Here is a 20,218-nt window from a genome sequence, read left to right on the forward strand (position 1 = left end):
ACGCGGTTCCGCCGTCCGGCGGAGTCGTGACACCAAACCCCGTCCCCACAGGGCGACTTCACAGAGAAAAGGACTTCACCATGGCACTTCTCGACCTGCAGACGATGGAATCCGACGAGCAGACGGACGGCGGCGCGAACAGCACCCTCAGCCTTCTCTCGTGCATCAGCGCGGCCAGCGTCACCCTGTGTCTCTGACACCACCGCGTTCCCACGGCTCCGGGCGGTTCCCGACCCCGAGTGGGGAGGGGCCGCCCGGGGCCTCGCGCGGGGGTGCGCTGTTGCGGGCGGCGACCCGGCAACAGGGCGTCCGCTGCGCGACCCTCGCCTTCCTGTCCCTGGCCGGGACGGCGGCGGGCCTGCTGCTGCCGGCCGCGCTGGGCCGGGCGCTCGACGCCCTGCTGGCGCATCCTTCGGCGGATCCCTCCCGGGCCACCGACTGGGTGCTGTACTGCACCGCCCTCGTACTGGTGCTCGCCGTGCTGGACGCGTGCGAGACGGTACTGGGCGCGACCACGAACGCCCGGACCACGGCGTGGCTGCGCGAGCGACTCACCGGGCATGTGCTGGGCGTCGGGCCTCGTGCCGGATACCGGTTCGGGCCGGGTGAACTCGTCGCACGCCTCGTCGGCAACGCCGCGCAGGCCGGAACGGCCCCCGCCACACTGGCCGGGCTCTTCGCCGCACTGGCCGCTCCGCTCGGCGCGGTCGTGGCGCTCTGGCTGATCGATCCCCGGCTGGCACTCGTGTTCCTGGGCGGGGTGCCCGTCGTCGTGGCGGTGCTCCGGGCCTTCGCCCGCAACTCCTCGCGGTGCGTGGCCCGTTACCAGCACGCGCAGGGCCGGATCGCGGGCGCCCTGGCGGAGGCGATCGACGGCGCGCGCACCATCGCGGCGGGCGGGACCGCCGGCAAGGAGGTGGCGCGCATCCTGCGGCCGCTGCCCGAACTGTCCCGCGAGGGACACCGGATGTGGCGCGTCCAGGGGCGCGCCGCCGCACAGGCCGTCGGGGTGGCCCCACTGCTGCAGATCGCGGTGCTGGCCACGGCCGGGCTACTGCTCACCCAACACCGGCTCTCCGTCGGCGAGTTGCTGGCCGCCTCCCGGTATGCGGTACTGGCGACCGGCGTCGGCGTCCTCGTCGGCCGGCTCGGTGGCCTGATCGAGGCCCGGGCTTCGGCCCGCCGCCTCGGCGAGATGCTGGACGAGCCAGAGACTGCGTACGGAACACGTCATCTCCCGCCGGGGCAGGGGCAGTTGGAGCTGCGTGCGGTGACCGCCCGGAACCGCGGCGGCCGTACCGTGCTGCACGGTGTCGACCTCGTCGTCCCCGGCGGAACCACACTGGCCGTGGTCGGACGCTCGGGCGCGGGCAAATCCCTGCTGGCCGCGCTCGCCGGGCGGCTGGCCGACCCGGACTCCGGCGAGGTGGTCCTCGACGGGGTCCCGCTGTGCGAACTGGACCGGCACACGCTGCGGCGCGCGATCGGCTACGCCTTCGAACGCCCCGCCCTGCTCGGCGAGACCGTCGAGGACACGATCGGCTTCGGCCACCCTCAACCGCCCCCGGACCGGGTCCGGGAGGCCGCCCGAACCGCCCGCGCCGACGCCTTCGTACGCCGTCTCCCCCACGGTTACGCGACACCCTGCGCCGCGGCCCCGCTCTCCGGCGGTGAGGCCCAACGCCTCGGTCTGGCACGGGCGTTCGCCCGTGGCGGGCGGCTGCTGATCCTGGACGACGCGCTGTCGAGCCTCGACACGGTGACGGAACACCACGTCACGGAGGCACTCTTCCGGCGCACACCGGGGTGCGGCCGACTGGTCGTCGCCCACCGGGCCTCGACGGCGGCACGGGCGGACTCGGTGGCCTGGCTGGACGGCGGGCGCGTACGGGCCGTCGGCCGGCACGGGGAGTTGTGGGCGCAGCCCGAGTACCGGGCCGTGTTCGGGAGCGATGCGGGCGACAAGGCCAACGACAGAGGCGACGAGCGGAACGGAGGGAGTCCGTGAGCGGGGATCCATCGGCCGGCCGGCGTCCCGGAGCCGAGCCGCCGCGTGGCGCCCGGCGCTCCGGCCCCACCACCTCGGACACGCACAACAGCGTCCACCGGCGCGGGCTCCGCTTCCTGCGGGCCAGGCGGCGCGTGGTCGGGCGGCTCGCCGCGTGGTCCGTACTGGAGACGGCGCAGACCTTCCTCACCGGGTACGCGCTGGCGCGGGCCCTCGACGCCGGGTTCCTGGCCGGCCGGGTGGACGTCGGGCTCGGCTGGCTCGCGGCGGCCGCCGTCGCCGTGGTCGTCGGGGCGTACGGGACCGGGCGGGTCTACGGGGCCGTGGCCTCGCTGGTCGAGCCGTTGCGGGACCGGCTCGTGCGGCACGTGGTCGAGCGGGGGGTGCGGGACGCGGACCGGGGCGCGCTGTCCCGGCTCACCCAGCAGGTGGAGATCGCCCGGGACACCTTCGCCGGACTGGTCATGGTGTCGCGCTCGTTCGTGTTCACCGCCGCCGGAGCCCTGATCGGCCTGTTCTCGCTCGCGCCGACGCTGCTGCTCGTGGTGGCGCCGCCGCTCGCCGCCGGCGTGGCCCTGTTCGCCCTGACACTGCGGCCACTGACCCGCCGTCAGGAGGCCTTCCTCGTCGCTGACGAGGAACTCGCCGCCCAACTCGGCACGATCTGCCCGGGGTTGAGGGACATCACGGCCGCCGGTGCCGAGGACCGGGTCGCCGCCGACGCGGGGGCGCGTATCGCGGCAGAGCAGTGCGCCGCGCGGTCACTGGCTCGCTGGGGTGTCCTGCGGGTGGTGGCCCTGGCGATCGGCGGCCAGCTCCCGATCGTCCTCCTGCTCGCGACCGCACCCTGGCTCCTCGCCCACGGGGTCACACCCGGCGCGCTGGTGGGTGCCCTCGCCTATGTCACGCAGTCCCTGCTCCCGGCCCTCCAGAACCTGATCCACGGACTGGGTACGAGCGGGTCACGGCTGGCGGTCGTACTCCGCCGTCTCGCGCCGGACACTCCGGCACCCACCGATTCCCCGGCGCCCACGAAGGTCTCCGCTCGGGACACGGCACCCGCCCCTCGTTCCACACCGCCCGGCCGCCCTCCCGACGCCGTCACCCTCTCCTCCCTCACCTTCGCCTACGGCCCCGCCAGCGAGCCGGTGATCGACGGCCTCGACCTGTCCGTCCCCCATGGCACCCACCTGGCGATCGTGGGCCCCAGCGGCATCGGCAAGTCGACGCTCACCGCCCTGGTCGCCGGGCTCCTCGCACCGACCGGGGGCTCCGTCGACATACGCCCGGCGGCCGACCGCCCCGCGCCCGACGTCCCTGCGCACGGCCACCCCGGGCACCCCGACCGCGTACTGATCCCGCAGGAGGCGTACGTCTTCACCGGGACGATCGCCGAGAACCTCGGCCAGCTACGGCCGGACCGCGTGCCGGAGCGGGAGTTACTGGCCGCGGCCGAGGCCGTCGGGCTGAGCGCGCTGCTCGACCGGCTGGGCGGGCCGACGGCGGAGGTCGACCCCGGAACCCTGTCCTCGGGCGAACGCCAGCTCATCGCGCTGACCCGCGCCTACCTGGCGCGGGCCTCCCTCGCCCTGCTGGACGAGGCCACCTGTCACCTGGACCCGGCGGCCGAGGAGCGCGTGGAGCGCGCCTTCGCCCGGCGGGGCGGCACGCTCATGGTCGTGGCGCACCGCATCAGCTCCGCCCTCCGCGCCGACCGGGTGCTGGTCATGGACGGCCCACGGACCGCGTACGGCGGCCACGACGACCTGATGGCGCGGTCTCCGCTCTACCGCGACCTGGTCGGCGCCTGGTCGCCGGTCGGCGAAGCCCCCGCCGACCCAGCCACCCCGGCCGCCCACCAAGCGGAGGCGTTACAGCCAGCCCTCCCCCTGCGAGATCCGGATGGCGTCGACGCGGTTGCGGGCGCCGGTCTTCCGCGTGATCGCCGCCATGTAGTTGCGTACGGTCCCGTTGGACAGATGGAGGCTTCCGGCGATCTCCGCGACGGAGGCCCCCTCGGCGGCCAGTGAGAGCACGCTCAGCTCCCTGCTGGTCAGCGGCATCCGGGCGGCCCTGAGGAAGCCGAAGCCGAGCGAGTCGTCGACGAAGCTTTCGCCCGCGGCCACCCGCCGAATCGCGGAGACCAGCCGCTCCGGCGAGCCCTCCTTGTCGACGTAGCCGAGCGCCCCGGCGTCGAACGCGCGCCGCAGGAGACCAGGTCTTCGCGCCGTGGCCAGGACCAGCAGCCGGGGGTCCGAAACGCCCCGACCGCACAGGTCGCCGAGCGGCGGCATCTCGTGCGAGTCGGCGCGTTCGAGATCCGCCGCGCAGACGTCGGGCCGCAGCGATCGGGCGCTCCCGGGCGCACCGCGCCACTCGGCGTCGAACACCGTCAAGTCGGACACATGGCGCAGCCACTCCGCCAGGACCGACCGCACCAGACACACGTCGTGCACCAGAAGCACCCGGATCACATCCGTCCCTTCTCCGCCCTCCGCCTGCCGATTCCTTCGTGCTCTGCGCGTGTGCCCAATGACAGGCGCGTCCCACTTCTCTCCTGTCCCGGGCGTGAAGAACCGGCCATGGTCGGTGACCGAGGCCCAAGAGCCGGTGACCATGGCGTCGAGGCCGGTGGCCGAGGCGTCGAAGGCGGTGGCCGTGACACCCCGAGGCCCCCTCGCCGTGCGGGAACCGTCCTCCCGAGGGAGCCTTGTGCCCTGGGCTCCTTCGCGTGTCCGTGGGAGGAGGTGGTCGGCGTGTCCGACTGGCACGTGTCCGGGCAGGGACGGGACGCCGCCCCGCCGCCGGTCGGCCGGCCGCTGCTGTCGCTGACGCTCGCCGCGCTCATGGACGACGTGCACGCGCACTCGGGCGCGGTGTATCTGCTGACCCCCGGCGAGCCGGTCCTTGAGATGGCGGTGATGGCCGGGCTGCCCAGGGCCTTCGCGGCGCCCTGGGAGCGGGTGGGCCTGAGCGCGCCGATCCCGGTGGCGGAGGCGGCGCGCGACCGGCGGCTCGTGTGGGTGAGCGGCGAGGAGGACATGGCCCGCCACTATCCGCGGATCGCCGTCGTCCTGCCGTACCCGTTCGCGCTGGCCGCGCTGCCGGTGGCGACCGACCGGGCCACGTACGGGGCGGTCTTCGTGACCTGGCCGGGCTCGCACCCCGCGGAGCTGTCCGACCGGGAGCGGGACCATCTCACCGCCGCCTGCGACCGGCTCGCGATGCGCCTGGAGCGGGCCGTCGAGGAGGGCCGGCCGATCCATCCGGAGCCCGATCTGATCGCCCCGGCGTCGGTGGCGACGGTGGCCGGAACCCTTGGCACGGTGGAGGCGGCGCGGATGGTGGCGCGGCTGCCGTACGGGCTGTGCGCGCTCGATCTGCACGGCCGGATCAGCTTCGCCAACGCGGCGGCGGGCGACTTGCTCGGCCTGCCGGTCAGCGGGCTGCTTGGCACCCAGCTGTGGGCGACCGTGCCGTGGCTCAACGATCCGGTCTACGAGGACCGCTACCGGGCCGCGCTGCTCAGCCAGCAGGCGACGTCGTTCGTGGCGCTCCGGCCGCCCTCGGACTGGCTGTCGTTCCGGCTCTATCCCAGTACGAACGGGCTGAGCCTGCGCATCACCCGTGCACGCGCCGTGGCGCGGGAGGGCCCCGCCGGGTTCCGGCACGCGGACACCGGCACGCGCCTCGTGACCATCTCGCAGGTGCTGAGCCTGGCCGGGGCGCTCACCGAGGCGGTGGGTGTGCAGGACGTGGTGCAGCTGGTCGCGGACGAGATCGCGCCCGCCGTCGGCAGCCAGGCGCTGGTGCTCCTCGGCTCGCAGGCGGGCCGGCTGCACGTCCTCGGGCACCGCGGCTATCCGGATCCGCATGTCGTGGAGCGCTTCGACGGGATGCCGCTGACCGACCAGACTCCCGGGGCGCACGCGCTGCAGAGCGGTGTGCCGACCTTCTTCGACTCCCGTCAGCAGCTGGAGCGCCTCTACCCGGCCCGGAACGCCACGCCCGACGGCATGGCGGCCTGGGCGTTCCTGCCGCTCATCGCGTCCGGGCGGCCGGTGGGCACCTGTGTCCTCGCGTACGCCGACCCGCATCCCTTCCCGGCCGACGAGCGTGCCGTGCTGACCAGCCTCAGCGGACTGATCGCGCAGGCGCTGGAACGGGCCCGCCTCTACGACGCCAAGCACCAGCTGGCGCACGGTCTGCAGGCCGCGCTGCTGCCGCACTCACTGCCGTCCCTGCCCGGCATCGAGGCGGCCGCCCGCTATCTGCCCGCGACACAGGGCATGGAGATCGGCGGGGACTTCTACGACCTGGTGCCGACGGGCGGCCAGGCCGCGGCGGTGATCGGAGACGTACAGGGCCACAACGTCACCGCTGCCGGCCTGATGGGGCAGATCCGTACCGCCGTACGTGCCTACACGACCGTCGGCCAGCCGCCCGGGGAGGTCATGAGCAGCACCAACCGGCTGCTGATCGACCTGGGTACGGAACTCTTCGCGAGCTGTGTCTATCTGCGTCTGGACCCGGTGCACGGGCAGGTCGTGATGGCCAGGGCGGGGCATCCGCCGCCCCTGCTGAGAAGGCCGGACGGCAAGGTACGGGTCCTCGACCTGGCCGGCGGGCCACTGCTCGGCATCGACCCGGCCGCCGCCTACCCGACGACCGACGTCGCGCTGCCGCCCGGGGCGCTGCTCGCCCTCTACACCGACGGGTTGATCGAGTCCCCGGGCGTCGACATCGAGGACGCACTGGCCGGCCTGGCCCAACGCCTCGGCGAGATCGGCGATGGCCCCCTCGACGAGGTCGCCGACTCCCTGGTGGAACACAGCGGAACGGCAGAACAACGGGTGGACGACGTGGCACTGCTCCTGCTCCGAGCCAGCCCCGCCCCGTAAGAGAGGCCCAGCCCTTCAGGGGCGCGGGGAACTGCGCGACCAGCCCTATGCGGCCCGCAGACGACGCACCACTCCAAGGCCCCCGATACATACGAAGCGGCCCGGCTCTCCAGCAGGAGAACCGGGCCGCTCCAAACCAACGAGGCGCCGTTACCGACGTACGTTCAGGTCACTGACGGTTCGTGAGACCCGACTCGTCGTCCACGCCGTTACCGTTCTGGTCCTCGACCTGCCCGTTCTGGTCCTCGACGCCGCCGACCTGCTCCTCGCCGCCGACCTCTTCGCCGCCGACCGCGTCACCACCGGCACCGGCTTCCTCACCGGCACCAGCCTCTTCACCAGCACCGGCTTCCTCGCCCGCACCGGCCTCTTCGCCGGCACCCGCGTCGCCCGCACCGAGCGTCGCGCCGACCGCGGCCAGCGCGGTGGTCACCGGCTGGAAGAAGGTCTCGCCGCCGACGGTGCAGTCACCGCTGCCGCCCGAGGTCAGGCCGATCGCGCTGCCGTCCGCGGTGAACAGGGAGCCGCCGCTGTCGCCGGGCTCGGCGCAGACGTTGGTCTGGATGAGACCGGTGACCGTGCCCTCCGGGTAGTTCACGGTGGCGTTGAGGCCGGTGACCTCACCGTCGTTCAGGCCGGTGGTGCTGCCCATCCGGATGACGGCCTGGCCGACAGCGGCCTCCGCGGCCTGGGTGATCTCCACCGACTGCTGGCCGGTGTTCACCGTGCTGGGTGCCTCGGTCGCCGGGTCGTCGTACTTCACGAGGGCGAAGTCGCCGTCACCGGGGAACGTGGCGGCCTCGACCGTGCCGATCGGCGCGCCGGCCTCGGAGTCCGACCACTCGGCCGCGGCGACACCGCAGTGCCCCGCCGTCAGGAAGGCCGGGGCGCCGTCGTCGGCGACGACGTTGAAACCGAGCGAGCAGCGTGCGCCGCCGCCGAAGATGGCGTCGCCGCCCTCGACGAACGTCTTGAACGTGCCGGCGGACTTCTTGATGGTCGCCATGCCCGAACCGAGTGTGTTGACGGTCGACTCGAGCTGGTCCCACTTTGCGCCCGTGACGGTGCTGTCGGCGGTGACCTGGATCTTGTTCGTCCGGGGGTCGACGGCCCACGAGGTGCCGGGGATGGTCGCGTCGGCCTTCAGCGTCTGCGAGGCCGCCGTGAGTTCCTTGGTGCTGTTGTCGACCTGCTGGACGACGGCACCGGCCTCCTCAGCCTGGACGATGATGTTGTTGTCGTCGCCCACGACGTTGATGATGAGCTGCTGCTTGCCCGAGTCGTAGTACGCACCGGCATAGGCTTCACCGAGCAGTTCGGCCAGCTGCGAGGCGAGGTCCGACGCCTCCGCGGCCTTCACCGTTCTGGGCGCGGCACCTTCCGTCGCATCGGTCTGGGACGCCATCGCGTTGGGCAGGATGAGTGCCGCCGCGCCGAGCGCCACCACGCTTCCTGCGGCGATGACGGCCTTGCGCTTGGGTATCCGCTTGTGACTCAACTTCTTGACCTCCTGGGGACTGGGGGGTCCGAGCCGCCGTATGGCAGCTGACTGCGGGCGCCTGGATGGCTGTAGGTACGCAAGCGGTGCGTGTGGCGTTCAACGTCTTTCCTCAACTTCCTTTGCGAAAGCGCGATTCAGTTGTCCCAGGTGCCCCGTGGCCGATGCCGGGGAACAATGCCCGCATGACGCTGACCACCGCTGATGCGGACAAGATCCTCTCGGTGAACTTCGCTCCCTGGGTTCTCGAACTCGGTCTGAAGATCGAGGAGTTGAGGGAAGCCCGGGCGGTGCTGCGACTGCCCTGGTCCGGTCGGCTGGCCCGGGAGGGCGGCTCGCTGTCCGGGCAGGCCCTGATGGCCGCGGCGGACACGGCGACGGTGATCGCGGTGTCGGCGGCGCGCGGCGCGTACGGGCCGATGACCACGGTCCAGCAGTCCACGACGTTCCAGCGCGCGGTCACGGACGCGGACGTCCTGGTCGAGGCGGTCGTGACGAAACTGGGCCGCCGGATGGCCTTCGCCGACGTCACGATGACCGCGGAGGGCACGGAGGAGATCGCGGCCCGCGCGAGCACCGTGTACGCGCTGCTCGGCTGATTCGAGGTCCGCTTCCGGGCCCGGAGCCGTCTATTTCAGTTGCGGGTGATGAAAGGACGACATTCGGGCGCACCGACGGCCATTCGGGTCTATTCCCGTGATGCCATTGGAAATCCGATGCCCTCCAATGGATCCCCTATTGGATCTGCGTGTCCCGTCGGCCTACCTTCGAGGCATGGCAAAGATTCTTTTCGTAGTGACCGGTACCGACTTCTGGACCCTCGCCGACGGCACCAAGCACCCGACCGGCTTCTGGGCCGAGGAGGCAGTCGCCCCGTACAAGGCGTTCAAGGCGGCGGGGCACGAGGTCGTCGTGGCCACCCCGGGCGGCGTCGTGCCGACCGTGGACCGGGGCAGCCTGGCTCCCGAGTTCAACGGCGGCGAGGAGGGTGCCGCCGAGGTCGCCGCCGCGCTCGGCTCGTTCGCCGAGCTGCAGCACCCCATCCGTGTGGAGGACGTGGACCTGGACGAGTACGCGGCCGTCTTCTACCCCGGCGGCCACGGCCCCATGGAGGACCTCGCCGTCAACGCCGACTCGGGCCGGCTCCTCACCCTCGCCCTGGAGTCGGGCAAGCCCCTCGGTGTCGTCTGCCACGCCCCGGCCGCGCTGCTGGCCGCCACGAAGGAGGACGGCGGCAACGCCTTCGCGGGCTACCGGCTGACCGGCTTCACCAACGCCGAGGAGACCCAGTCCGGTTTCGCCGACAAGGCCAAGTGGCTGCTGCAGGACCGGCTGGTGGAGGCCGGCGCCGACTTTCAGGAGGGCGAGCCGTGGGCGCCGTACGTGGTCGTCGACCGCAACCTCGTCACGGGCCAGAACCCCGCCTCCTCCGCGCCGCTCGCCGCCGAGCTCCTCAAGAAGCTCGGCTGACTCCACTCCCGTAGCCCGGGGACGCCACTCCCGTAACAGAGGCCATCGGCTTGCACTCCGCCACCACGCGGTAACAGCCCGTTCGAGCCAGGGAGCGGAATCCCGGCTTCAGCAAATCTGCACATCGAATACGCACGCGGGTCACGGCACGCGACGAATCCACACAGTGGAGCGTCGCGTGCCGTGTCTTTGGTGAGGTGTGCCCGATTCGGACTCACACCCCGTGTCGCCGAAATGTGAATCACCCCGGGGTCATGTGAAGAAGTCGCCACCGCGACGTGCGCACGCCTGCACCGTTGAGTCGATCCGGCTCTCAAATGCCCTGATCACATGGGCCGTTGATTGGATGAGTGGCGCGGCAGCGTGCTTTGATCCATTGCACCGCGGGGGTCGTTCGACGGTTTCCGGTTCCGGGTTCCGGGACGCCTGCGGTCGCGGCCGTCCATCTGTCCCCAGAGGGGGCCGCTCCCCCCTTGTGAATATCAATAGGAAGGGAAGTTCCATCATGAACTCCACCCCCCAGGTTGCCACCGTCGAGATCTCCGACGCTGAGCTCGACAACGTCTCCGGTGGCCTCTCGGTCAACGCGCTCGGCACCGTCACGGGCATCGTCGACGGCATCGCCCCGGTTTCCGGCCTGGTCGACACCGTCGTGGGCACCGTTGAGGGCGCGACCGGCCTGAACACCGCCCCGGTCACCGGCCTGGTCGCCGGCATCTGATCACTCTGTGATCGCATAGCGTGCCGTGAGTCCCGGAACCGCTTCCCGGTTCCGGGACTTACGGATGTCGTAGTTCGGAAGTTCGGATCTCATTTCTCGCAGGTGAGGGAAGACCGTGCAGTTCCGCCAACAGGCCCTCGCCAAGCTGCAGTCGCCGGAGGAGCTCGACCTCCCGGTGCGCTTCGCCCGCCCCCAGGGCTGGCTCGTGCTGTTCGTGACGGTGGTCGTCATGGCGGCCGCGTCGGTCTGGGCCGTGACGGGCTCCGTGGCGTCCACGGTGAGCGCGCCCGCCATCCTCACGCACGGGCAGGGCAGTTACCTCCTGCAGAGCCCCGTCTCCGGCCAGGTCACCGCGGTCGTCGCCGAGCAGGGCCAACGGATCGCCGCGAACGCCCCCGTACTCAAGGTCCGTACGGCGAAGGGCGAGACGGTCGTACGCAGTGTCGCCGCGGGCCGGGTCACCGGGCTCGCCGCCACGATCGGCGCGATCATCAGCACGGGCACGAACGTGGCCGCCGTGGAGAAGGTCGCCGACGCCGACGACCCGCTGTACGCGACGGTGTACGTGCCCGCCGAGAACGCCGCCACGATTCCCTCGGACGCGGCCGTCGACCTCACCGTCCAGTCCGCGCCGACCCAGCAGTACGGGGTGCTGCGCGGCCATGTGAAGTCGGTCGACCGGGCCGCCCAGTCGGAGCAGCAGATCGCCGCCTTCCTCGGTGACAGCCAACTGGGCGAGCAGTTCACGAAGAAGGGCAGGCCGGTGGCCGTCCTCGTCCGGCTCGACCGTTCGTCGGCCACGAAGTCCGGCTACAAGTGGTCGTCCGCGGACGGGCCGCCGTTCCGGCTGAGTTCCATGACCACGGCGTCCGGCTCGATCCGTCTGGACGATCAGCGTCCGGTCGACTGGCTGCTGCCGTGAGCGCGCCCCGCGAGACCACCGCCACCGCGGCCGGCCGGGATTCACAACTGCCGCCGCCCGTACGGGGCCGCCGCAAGGCCACCCCGCCCAAGCGCACCGTCCCCAAGGGCCGGGTCAAGACCGTGCGTACGCCCACCGTCCTCCAGATGGAGGCCGTGGAGTGCGGCGCCGCCTCGCTCGCGATGGTGCTCGGTCACTACGGACGGCACATCCCGCTGGAGGAGCTGCGCATCGCCTGCGGCGTCTCCCGCGACGGCTCCCGGGCCAGCAACCTCCTCAAGGCGGCACGGAGTTACGGCCTCACCGCCAAGGGCATGCAGATGGACACGGTCGCGCTCGCCGAGGTGCGCGCTCCGGCGATCCTGTTCTGGGAGTTCAACCACTACGTCGTCTACGACGGCATGGGGCGCCGCTTCGGCCGACGCGGTGTGCACATCAACGACCCCGGCAAGGGCCGCCGTTTCGTTCCCATGGAGGACTTCGACACCAGCTTCACCGGTGTCGTGCTGGTCCTGGAGCCGGGTCCGGACTTCAGGAAGGGCGGCCGCAAGCCCGGCGTCATGGGCGCCATGCCCGCCCGGCTGCGCGGCACGTCGGGCACGATGCCCGCAGCCGTCCTGGCGAGCCTGCTGCTGGTCGCGGTCGGTGCGGCGGTGCCCGCGCTCAGCCGTACGTACATCGACATGTTCCTCATCGGCGGGCAGACCTCGCTGCTCGGAGTGCTGTTCGCGTCGATGGGCGCGACGGTGCTGCTGACGGTCGTGCTGACCTGGCTGCAGCAGACGAACCTGCTGCGCGGCCGCATCATCTCGTCCACGCTCAGCAGCGCGAAGTTCCTCCGGCATCTGATGCGGCTGCCGGTCACCTTCTTCTCCCAGCGCAGCCCGGCCGACCTGGTGCAGCGCCTCCAGTCCAACGACGCGGTGGCCGAGACCCTGGCCCGGGACCTCGCGGCGGCGGGCGTGGACGCGGTGGTCGTCGTCCTCTACGCCGTGCTGCTCTACACGTACGATCCGCAGCTCACGGCCGTGGGCATCGCGGTCGCGCTGCTCAACATCGTGGCGATGCGCGTGGTGATCCGGCTGCGTGCGACGCGTACGGCCAAGCTGCGCGCCGACAGCGCGCGGCTGACCAACACGGCGTACACGGGCCTTCAGTTGATCGAGACGATGAAGGCGACCGGCGGCGAGGAGGGCTACTTCCGCAAGTGGGCCGGGCAGCACGCCACCACGCTGGAGGAGCAGCAGCGGCTCGGTGTGCCGAGTGCCTGGCTGGGTGTGGTCGCGCCGACGCTCGCGACGCTCAACAGCGCGCTGATCCTGTGGATCGGCGGTATGCGGGCCGTGGAGGGGCACATATCCGTCGGTCTGCTGGTCGCGTTCCAGGCGCTGGTGACCCGCTTCACCGCGCCGATCACGCGGCTCAACGGTGTCGCGGGCCGCATCCAGGACTTCGCGGCAGACGTGGCCCGTCTCAAGGACGTGGAGAACTTCGCGGCCGATCCTCTCTACTCGCGCCGCGGCGGGGGTGACAGTACCCGCAGGCTGCACGGCCATGTGGAGCTGGAGAACATCACGTTCGGCTACAGCCCGCTCGACAAGCCGCTGCTGTCGGGCTTCTCGCTGACCGTCGGCCCGGGCCAGCAGGTCGCCCTGGTCGGTGGCTCGGGCAGCGGCAAGTCGACGGTGTCCAGGCTCATTTCGGGGCTCTACGCGCCCTGGGAGGGCGTGATCCGTATCGACGACCAGCGTCTGGAGGACATCCCGCGCGGCGCGCTGGCGGCCTCCGTCTCCTTCGTCGACCAGGACGTGTTCCTCTTCGAGGGCTCGGTCCGCGACAACATCGCGCTGTGGGACCCGTCCATCCCGGACGAGGCCGTGGTCGCCGCGCTGGAGGACGCCGCACTGTACGACGTGGTGATGCGCCGCCCGGGCGGCATCCAGAGCCGGGTCGAGCAGGACGGGCGGAACTTCTCCGGCGGCCAGCGCCAACGCCTGGAGATCGCGCGGGCGTTGGTGCGCAGGCCCAGCATCCTCGTGCTCGACGAGGTGACGAGCGCCCTGGACGCGGAGACCGAGCAGCTCGTCATGGACAACCTGCGCAAGCGCGGCTGTGCCTGCGTGGTGATCGCGCACCGTCTCAGCACCGTGCGCGACAGCGACGAGATCGTCGTGCTCCAGCACGGCACGATCGTGGAACGCGGGCGTCACGACGCCCTGGTGGCGGCCGGCGGCGCGTACGCCGAGCTGGTCAGGGAGCGATGAGATGACATCCGCGTACCCACAGAACCAGCAGAACCAGAACCACGAGTACCAGAACCAGCAGTATCAACCGAACGAGCAGCCCCAACAGCCCGCCACCGAGGGCGACTACGTGCTCGCCGCGCTCGGCGGCATGGGCACCCCGGTAGACGGCTCCGGCCTCACCCGTCTGGATCTCGAAGGGCCGCACGTGCTGTGGCTGGTCGCGTCCGGCGCCATGGACCTGTTCGCGGTCGACGCCGCCCAGCAGGGCCACTGGCACCACCTCGGCCGCCTCGAAGCGGGCTCGCTGCTGCTCGGCCCGGTCGCGGGACCCCAGCACACGCTGGTCGGCAGGCCGCTGCGCGCGTGCGTACTGCGCCGGATCGAGCTGCGTGAGCTGTACCAGCCGCCGCAGACCGAGACCTGGACGTACGACGCGTACGGCAACCCCCAGTACGTCCCCCCGGCCACCAGCCCGCTGGAGTACGCCCTCTCGCTCGGCGTCGGCCGGGGTCTCGCCATCCTCTTCGAGGCGCCCCTCGCGACCGAGCGGGACGCGGTGCTCACGGACGACGACGTACTGTGGATGCAGGTGCCGCCGGGCAGTGTGCAGTACGGCTCCGTGTACGGCGCCGAAGCCGCGGCGGACCTCCTGGTGGACCCGGCGATGTGGCAGACGATGGTCGACCAGCAGTACCGGCTGCTGGCCACCCTCGACCGCTGGATCGAGCAGCTGGAGCGCACGCACGAGACGCGTACGGCCGCGGGCATCAAGGCGGGCGAGGCGGTCCGCGCGCAGGCCGACCGGACGCTCATCGCCTCCATGTCCAAGCGCTCGGGCTCGGGTCCGGGCGCGGCGGACGCCGATGCCACGTACGCCGCCTGCAAGCTCGTCGCGCACGCCGCCGGGATCACGCTCGCCGACCCGTCGCAGGGCGGCGCGGAGAGCGACCGGCTCGACCCCGTCGAACGGATCGCGCTCGCCTCCCGGGTCCGGGTACGTGCCGTACGCCTCGACGGGCGCTGGTGGCGCGACAACATCGGGCCCCTTGTCGGGCACCGGGTCGCGTCCGGCGCCCCGGCCGCGCTCCTGTGGCGGCGCGGCGGATATGTGGCGGTGCATCCGTCGAGCGGTCGTGAGACGCCGGTTGAGAAGGCCAACGCGGCGGAGTTCGAGCAGCGGGCCGTCATGTTCTACCGGCCGCTGCCCGAGCGCCGACTGAGCCCGCTGCGGCTGCTGCGGTTCAGTCTCCGGGGCACCGGCGGGGACATGCGCAACCTGGCGCTCAGCGGTCTGGTGACGGTGGCCCTCGGCGCGCTGGTGCCGATCGCGACCGGCAAGGTGCTCGGCGAGTTCGTGCCGAAGGCCCAGGAGAGCCTGATCGTCCAGTTCTGTCTGGCCATCATGATCGCCAGTGTGGTGTCGGCGGCCTTCATGCTGATGCAGAACCTCACCATGCTGCGGCTGGAGGGCCGTATCGAGGCCACGCTCCAACCTGCCGTGTGGGACAGGCTGTTGCGGCTGCCGACGAAGTTCTTCACCTCCCGCTCCACCGGTGAACTGGCCAGTGCGGCCATGGGGATCAGCGCGATCCGTCGGCTGATGGCGGGTGTGGGCCCGGTGGTGGTCCAGTCGGTGACGGTCGGCGCGATGAACCTCGCGCTGCTCTTCTGGTTCAGCGTCCCGATGGCGCTCGCCGCGATCGGCATGCTCGTCGTCATCGCCGGAGTCTTCCTCGGGCTCGGCCTGTGGCAGGTGCGCTGGCAGCGCCGGCTGGTCGTGCTGAGCAACAAGCTCAACAACCAGGCGTTCCAGACCCTGCGCGGTCTGCCCAAGCTGCGGGTCGCGGCGGCGGAGAACTACGCGTACGCGGCCTGGGCGGGCGAGTTCGCGCGCAGCCGTGAACTCCAGCAGCGCGTGGGCCGGATCAAGAACCTCACGACGGTGCTGGGCGCGGTGTATCTGCCGCTCTGCTCGCTCATCATGTTCATGTTGCTTGCGGGCCCCGCGCGCGGTTCGCTGTCGGCCGCCGCCTTCCTGACGTTCAACACCTCGATGACGATGCTGCTGACCTCGGTCACCCAGGTGACGGGTGCCTTCGTGTCGATGGTCTCCGCGCTGCCGATGTTCGAGGAGATCAGGCCGGTCCTCGACGCGACGCCCGAGGTGCGGGTGGCGAGCACACGCCCCGCCGAGCTGTCCGGGGCCATAGAGGCGAAAAAGCTCTCCTTCCGGTACACCGACGACGGTCCGCTCGTCCTCGACGACGTGTCCTTCGCGATCCGGCCGGGCGAGTTCGTGGCGATCGTCGGCCCCAGCGGCTGCGGCAAGTCCACCCTGCTGCGGCTGCTCATCGGCTTCGACAAGCCGGTCTCGGGCAGCGTCCTGTACGACGGCCAGGACCTGGCGGCCCTCGACCAGTCCGCCGTACGCCGTCAGTGCGGTGTGGTGCTCCAACACGCGCAGCCCTTCACCGGGTCGATCCTGGACGTCATCTGCGGCACCGAGCCCTACACGCCCGAGGAGGCGATGGCCGCCGCCGAGATGGCCGGTCTCGCCGAGGACATCAAGCGCATGCCGATGGGCCTGCACACGATCGTCTCCGGCAGCGGCGCCGTGTCCGGCGGCCAGCGTCAACGGCTGATGATCGCCCAGGCGTTGATCCGGCGCCCGCGCATCCTGTTCTTCGACGAGGCGACCAGCGCCCTGGACAACGAGACCCAGCGCACGGTCATCGAGAGCACCCGCGCCCTCAACGCCACGCGCGTGGTGATCGCGCACCGCCTGTCCACCGTCATGGACGCGGACCGCGTGATCGTGATGGAGGACGGCAGGGTCGCCCAACAGGGCCCGCCCGCCCAGCTGTTGGCGGACACGGGCGGGCGACTGCACGAGCTGGTGCGGCGGCAGATGCAGTAGCCGGACGCGGCGGGAGGGGCCGGAGTCAGGTGTCCAGTCCGGGGACCGGGGCGCCCGAGGGGACGCCTGCCTCCACATACGCCCGGTAGACCTCCTGCCAGGGCGCATCGGCACCCGCGTGCGGGCCGCCGAAGGAGGCTCCCCGGGCGTGCGCGTCGAGGGCGGAGAGGCACACCTCCCAGCCGGCGCCGTTGCGGGCAGCCGTGTTCTCGGCCTCCAGGACGTTGGTGAGGGTGAAGCGAGTGCGCTTGTCGTCCAACTCCTCCAGATCGAAGTGCAGTTCGTCGCCGCCCCAGCTGAAGGAGAGGTGCCGTGGCGCGTCGACCGCGAGGACGCGTCCGGTGGAGTCGTCCATGTTCGGGTCGCCGCCGAACCTGATCGTGCCGCCCTCACGCAGCTCGATCTCGACGCTGGAGGGGAACCAGTGGGCCAGTTCCGCGGGCTCGGTGACGAACTCCCAGACGCGGTCGACGGGGTGGTCGTAGGTGCGGGTGAAGCGGACGGCGGGGCGGCCGTCGTCCAGGGTCAGGTAGGTACCGGTGGGTTCCGTGGACATGGTGGCTCAGTCCTTCGGGGAGGGGGTTGGGGTGTCTGCGTCCGACGACTCCCCCGCCGTCGAGGTCTCCGGGGCCGTCGCCCGCTCCGCGGCCGTCGCCGTCTCGTCCAGGCGTCGACCCAGCGCGTCCAGGCTCGTGCTCCAGAGCTTGCGGTACGGGGCGAGCCACGCGTCCAGCTCCGCGATCGGCGCCGGGTCGAGCGCGTAGACGCGGCGCTGCGCGTCCTGTCGTACGCGCACCAGGCCGGCGTCCCGCAGCACCTTCAGATGCTTGGAGGTGCTCGGCTGGCTCAGACCGCACGCCTCGACGATCTCACCGACGGGCCGTGGCCGCTCAAGGAGGAGCGCGACGATGGACCTTCGGTGCGGGTCGGCGAGCGCGGCCCAGAGGGAGGCGTCGGACATGACTCCAATATGCCTCTACAGTTATATGCCAGTCAAGGAATAAACGGCTCGGGAACGCCAACAGGCGTCCGCGACCTCACCCGCGCCACCCCTGAGGCACCTCACCGCCCCGCGTCCACATCTGCGTCGCCAGGACCCGCAGGGCCGCCGCGAAGCCCGCTGGGCGCGGCAGGAACTCCATGTGGATGCCGGGGAACTCCACCCAAGGCACGCCGACCCTGCGGGCGATCTCGATCGAGGGCCGCGCGTAGTACGTACCTCGGTCCGCCGAGCCGGCCCCCAGGATGATCGGGAACGGGGCACGCGAGAGCGCGGCCTCGTCCGGCAGGAAGGCGGCGAAGCCCGGCCACTCGCGGCCGAAGAGGTGGTCGCCGTTGCCGAGGAACCGCTTCCAGAGGTCTTCAGGCCACAGGTACGTACCCTCGCCGCGTACGGTCTGCGCGAAGAGGCGGCCCGCCGCCGGGGCGCCGTCCCGCGCGTACGCCTCGGCCACCTCGGCGAAGAAGTCGCGTGCGGGGTCACCGTCGGGCAGGACGTTCACGGCGGGCGGTTCGTGGGCGATCAGCCCGGCGACCGCCTCCGGGTGGCGCGCGGCCAGCGTCAGCCCGATGATCGCGCCTCCGCTGTTGCCGAACACCAGGGCGCGGCCGACCGCCAGGCCGTCGATGAGCGCGCGTGCGTCGGTGGCCTGTTGGGCCAGATCCATGGGCGCGTCGCCCTGGCCCGTGCTGCGGGAGTTGCCCCGCCGGTCGTACGTGATCACGGTGAAGGCGTCCGCCAGGTCGTCGGCGATCCCCGTGAAATACCCGGCGTCGCCCCCTGCGCCGCTGATCAGCAGCAGTGCGGGCCCGTCTCCGCGCACCTCGTAGTACAGCTCGGCCCCGTCGACCTCGAACATGCCCCTGCGCATGTGAGCCCTCTCTCAGTAGCGAAACTTTGCCGTTTCGATAAAAGTGGTCTAGCCTCAAGGCGTACGAAACGGTTTCGTTTACGTAGCCGTCATCCCGAGCGACCTTCCCTGGAGTGATGCTCCGATGCCCCAGACTGAGACTCTTTCCGAAGATGCCCGTAGGGGCACACCCGACAAGGCCGACGCGCCGTCGACGGCGAAGCGGTGGTGGATCCTCTCGATCATCGCGATCGCCCAGCTGATGGTGGTGCTGGACGCGACCATCGTGAACATCGCCCTGCCGTCGGCACAGGCGGACCTCGGCTTCTCCGACGGCAACCGCCAGTGGATCGTCACCGCGTACGCGCTGGCGTTCGCCTCACTGCTTCTGCTGGGCGGCCGGCTGGCCGACCTCTTCGGGCGAAAGCCCACGTTCCTCATCGGTGTCGCGGGATTCGCCGGGGCCTCCGTGCTCGGCGGTGCGGCGAACAGTTTCGGAATGCTGGTCACCGCGCGCGCCCTCCAGGGTGTCTTCGCCGCCCTCCTCGCACCCGCCGCGCTCTCGCTCCTGAACACGACCTTCACCGACGCCAAGGAACGCGCCAAGGCGTTCAGCGTGTACGGCGCCATCGCCGGTGCGGGCGGTGCGCTCGGACTGCTGCTCGGTGGTGTCCTGACGGACGCGCTGGACTGGCGCTGGACCCTGTACGTCAACATCATCTTCGCCGTGATCGCCCTGGTAGGCGGCTGGATGCTGCTGAGCAACCACCGTGACGCCGCGAGCTCCAAGCTGGACCTGCCAGGCGCGCTGCTGGTCTCCTCCGGTCTCTTCGCCCTCGTCTACGGCTTCTCCAACGCCGAGACGCACGACTGGAGTTCGCCGCAGACCTGGGGCTTCCTGATCGCGGGCGGGCTGCTCCTGACGGTGTTCGCCTGGTGGCAGACCCGTGCCGCGCACCCGCTGCTGCCGATGCGCGTCCTGCTCGACCGCAGCCGTGGAGCCTCGTTCCTCGCCGTGCTCGTGACCGGTGCGGGCATGTTCGGAGTCTTCCTCTTCCTCACCTACTACCTGCAGCTGAACCTGGGCTTCAGCCCGACGAAGACCGGTGTGGCCTTCCTGCCGATGATGGCGGCCCTGATGGTCATGGCCCAGGTCTCCACCACGAAGCTGGTGCCGCGCATCGGCCCGAAGGTCGTCATCCCGGCGGGCTTCGCGATCGCCGCGGTCGGCATGGCCTGGCTGACCGGTATCGGCCTCGACTCCAGCTACTCGACCGACGTACTGCCGCAGCTGCTCCTGATCGGCGTGGGACTCGGCATCGTGATGCCGCCCGCCATGGCCCTGGCCACGAGCGGTATCGCGCCGGAGGACGCCGGAGTCGCCTCGGCGACGGTCAACGCGATGCAGCAGGTGGGCGGTTCCATCGGCACCGCCCTGCTCAACACGCTCGCCGCGAGCGCCGCCACCAGCTACCTGTCCGGCAAGGACGCCACGAACAAGCTGGTCCAGGCCCAGTCGACGATCGAGAGCTACACCACCGCCTTCTGGTGGTCCGCGGGATTCTTCGCGGTGGGCACGGTGATCGCCTTCCTGCTCTACCGCCGTGGGGTTCCCGAGCAGGACGCGGAAGCCGCGCCGGTCGTCCACATGTGACCCTCCGAAAGCCGAGGGGCCGCCGTCTGCA

General features: G+C 71.3%; 15 protein-coding genes and 1 pseudogene. 11 read left to right on the top strand and 5 right to left on the bottom strand.

Translation table 11 applies throughout. The features are described from left to right. The first annotated feature begins 80 nt into the window (after nt 1-80). The 3 genes from ACIBEI_RS01220 to ACIBEI_RS01230 all read left to right on the top strand — a co-directional run bounded on the left by ACIBEI_RS01220 (nt 81) and on the right by ACIBEI_RS01230 (nt 4,038). The gene (locus tag ACIBEI_RS01220; RefSeq protein WP_055617622.1) at nt 81-197 is read left to right on the top strand and encodes a SapB/AmfS family lanthipeptide; all 117 of its coding nucleotides are present in this window, start codon (nt 81-83) and stop codon (nt 195-197) included. Then, on the top strand, nt 188-2,008 hold the full coding sequence (locus ACIBEI_RS01225) for an ABC transporter ATP-binding protein (protein WP_398883829.1): 1,821 nt from the start codon (nt 188-190) through the stop codon (nt 2,006-2,008). The genes ACIBEI_RS01220 and ACIBEI_RS01225 overlap by 10 nt, the downstream gene beginning before the upstream one ends. A gap of 116 nt (nt 2,009-2,124) precedes the next feature. Beyond that, nucleotides 2,125-4,038: an ATP-binding cassette domain-containing protein gene (locus tag ACIBEI_RS01230; RefSeq protein WP_398885047.1), complete on the top strand. Its 1,914-nt coding sequence runs from the start codon at nt 2,125-2,127 to the stop codon at nt 4,036-4,038. Here ACIBEI_RS01230 and ACIBEI_RS01235 read toward each other — a convergent pair. Next, a pseudogene (locus ACIBEI_RS01235) lies at nt 3,964-4,626 on the bottom strand (LuxR C-terminal-related transcriptional regulator); the annotation flags it as partial. The gene ACIBEI_RS01230 and the pseudogene ACIBEI_RS01235 overlap by 75 nt on opposite strands. A 129-nt stretch (nt 4,627-4,755) precedes the next feature. Here ACIBEI_RS01235 and ACIBEI_RS01240 point away from each other — a divergent pair. Then, nucleotides 4,756-6,909: a SpoIIE family protein phosphatase gene (locus ACIBEI_RS01240; RefSeq protein WP_398883831.1), complete on the top strand. Its 2,154-nt coding sequence runs from the start codon at nt 4,756-4,758 to the stop codon at nt 6,907-6,909. A gap of 169 nt (nt 6,910-7,078) precedes the next feature. On the opposite strand, the gene ACIBEI_RS01245 is transcribed toward ACIBEI_RS01240, so the two are convergent. Next, nucleotides 7,079-8,407, bottom strand: a complete 1,329-nt coding sequence (locus ACIBEI_RS01245; RefSeq protein ID WP_398883833.1) for a S1 family peptidase — start codon at nt 8,405-8,407, stop codon at nt 7,079-7,081. Nucleotides 8,408-8,592: 185 nt separating this feature from the next. Here ACIBEI_RS01245 and ACIBEI_RS01250 point away from each other — a divergent pair, with 185 nt between their 5' ends. The 6 genes from ACIBEI_RS01250 to ACIBEI_RS01275 all read left to right on the top strand — a co-directional run bounded on the left by ACIBEI_RS01250 (nt 8,593) and on the right by ACIBEI_RS01275 (nt 16,683). After that, nucleotides 8,593-9,006 (top strand): PaaI family thioesterase, encoded by a 414-nt coding sequence (locus tag ACIBEI_RS01250; RefSeq protein ID WP_398883835.1) that lies wholly within the window; start codon nt 8,593-8,595, stop codon nt 9,004-9,006. Between the two features lie 175 nt (nt 9,007-9,181). Further along, nucleotides 9,182-9,877, top strand: a complete 696-nt coding sequence (locus tag ACIBEI_RS01255) for a type 1 glutamine amidotransferase domain-containing protein (protein ID WP_398883837.1) — start codon at nt 9,182-9,184, stop codon at nt 9,875-9,877. 505 nt (nt 9,878-10,382) lie between these two features. Beyond that, complete coding sequence (locus tag ACIBEI_RS01260; protein WP_189844118.1) at nt 10,383-10,598, top strand: type A2 lantipeptide; 216 nt, start codon at nt 10,383-10,385, stop codon at nt 10,596-10,598. Between the two features lie 115 nt (nt 10,599-10,713). Further along, nucleotides 10,714-11,520 (top strand): HlyD family efflux transporter periplasmic adaptor subunit, encoded by an 807-nt coding sequence (locus ACIBEI_RS01265; RefSeq protein ID WP_398883839.1) that lies wholly within the window; start codon nt 10,714-10,716, stop codon nt 11,518-11,520. Nucleotides 11,521-11,567: 47 nt separating this feature from the next. Then, entirely contained in the window at nt 11,568-13,784 is a 2,217-nt protein-coding gene (locus tag ACIBEI_RS01270; RefSeq protein ID WP_398885049.1) for an NHLP family bacteriocin export ABC transporter peptidase/permease/ATPase subunit, read from the top strand. 130 nt (nt 13,785-13,914) lie between these two features. Further along, the gene (locus tag ACIBEI_RS01275) at nt 13,915-16,683 is read left to right on the top strand and encodes an NHLP bacteriocin export ABC transporter permease/ATPase subunit (protein WP_398885051.1); all 2,769 of its coding nucleotides are present in this window, start codon (nt 13,915-13,917) and stop codon (nt 16,681-16,683) included. A 25-nt stretch (nt 16,684-16,708) separates the two neighbouring features. Here ACIBEI_RS01275 and ACIBEI_RS01280 read toward each other — a convergent pair whose 3' ends face one another. The 3 genes from ACIBEI_RS01280 to ACIBEI_RS01290 all read right to left on the bottom strand — a co-directional run bounded on the left by ACIBEI_RS01280 (nt 16,709) and on the right by ACIBEI_RS01290 (nt 18,554). Beyond that, on the bottom strand, nt 16,709-17,239 hold the full coding sequence (locus tag ACIBEI_RS01280) for an SRPBCC family protein (RefSeq protein WP_398883841.1): 531 nt from the start codon (nt 17,237-17,239) through the stop codon (nt 16,709-16,711). Nucleotides 17,240-17,245: 6 nt separating this feature from the next. Next, a complete protein-coding gene (locus ACIBEI_RS01285) occupies nt 17,246-17,644 on the bottom strand; it encodes an ArsR/SmtB family transcription factor (protein ID WP_398883842.1) in 399 nt (132 codons plus the stop codon). A 76-nt stretch (nt 17,645-17,720) separates the two neighbouring features. Further along, on the bottom strand, nt 17,721-18,554 hold the full coding sequence (locus tag ACIBEI_RS01290) for an alpha/beta fold hydrolase (RefSeq protein WP_398883844.1): 834 nt from the start codon (nt 18,552-18,554) through the stop codon (nt 17,721-17,723). A gap of 124 nt (nt 18,555-18,678) precedes the next feature. Here ACIBEI_RS01290 and ACIBEI_RS01295 point away from each other — a divergent pair, with 124 nt between their 5' ends. Continuing rightward, on the top strand, nt 18,679-20,187 hold the full coding sequence (locus ACIBEI_RS01295) for an MFS transporter (protein WP_398883846.1): 1,509 nt from the start codon (nt 18,679-18,681) through the stop codon (nt 20,185-20,187). Nucleotides 20,188-20,218 lie beyond the last annotated feature (31 nt).

Source organism: Streptomyces sp. NPDC050988 (genome assembly GCF_044456225.1).
In the GTDB taxonomy this organism is placed as follows: domain Bacteria; phylum Actinomycetota; class Actinomycetes; order Streptomycetales; family Streptomycetaceae; genus Streptomyces.

What these genes read in the sequence shown, in the direction of transcription:
- ACIBEI_RS01255 (WP_398883837.1), top strand. Translation starts at nt 9,182, where the DNA reads ATGGCAAAGATTCTTTTCGTAGTGACCGGTACCGACTTCTGGACCCTC.
- ACIBEI_RS01260 (WP_189844118.1), top strand. Translation starts at nt 10,383, where the DNA reads ATGAACTCCACCCCCCAGGTTGCCACCGTCGAGATCTCCGACGCTGAG.
- ACIBEI_RS01290 (WP_398883844.1), bottom strand. Translation starts at nt 18,554, where the DNA reads ATGCGCAGGGGCATGTTCGAGGTCGACGGGGCCGAGCTGTACTACGAG.
- ACIBEI_RS01285 (WP_398883842.1), bottom strand. Translation starts at nt 17,644, where the DNA reads ATGTCCGACGCCTCCCTCTGGGCCGCGCTCGCCGACCCGCACCGAAGG.
- ACIBEI_RS01275 (WP_398885051.1), top strand. Translation starts at nt 13,915, where the DNA reads ATGGGCACCCCGGTAGACGGCTCCGGCCTCACCCGTCTGGATCTCGAA.
- ACIBEI_RS01220 (WP_055617622.1), top strand. Translation starts at nt 81, where the DNA reads ATGGCACTTCTCGACCTGCAGACGATGGAATCCGACGAGCAGACGGAC.
- ACIBEI_RS01295 (WP_398883846.1), top strand. Translation starts at nt 18,679, where the DNA reads ATGCCCCAGACTGAGACTCTTTCCGAAGATGCCCGTAGGGGCACACCC.
- ACIBEI_RS01280 (WP_398883841.1), bottom strand. Translation starts at nt 17,239, where the DNA reads ATGTCCACGGAACCCACCGGTACCTACCTGACCCTGGACGACGGCCGC.
- ACIBEI_RS01250 (WP_398883835.1), top strand. Translation starts at nt 8,593, where the DNA reads ATGACGCTGACCACCGCTGATGCGGACAAGATCCTCTCGGTGAACTTC.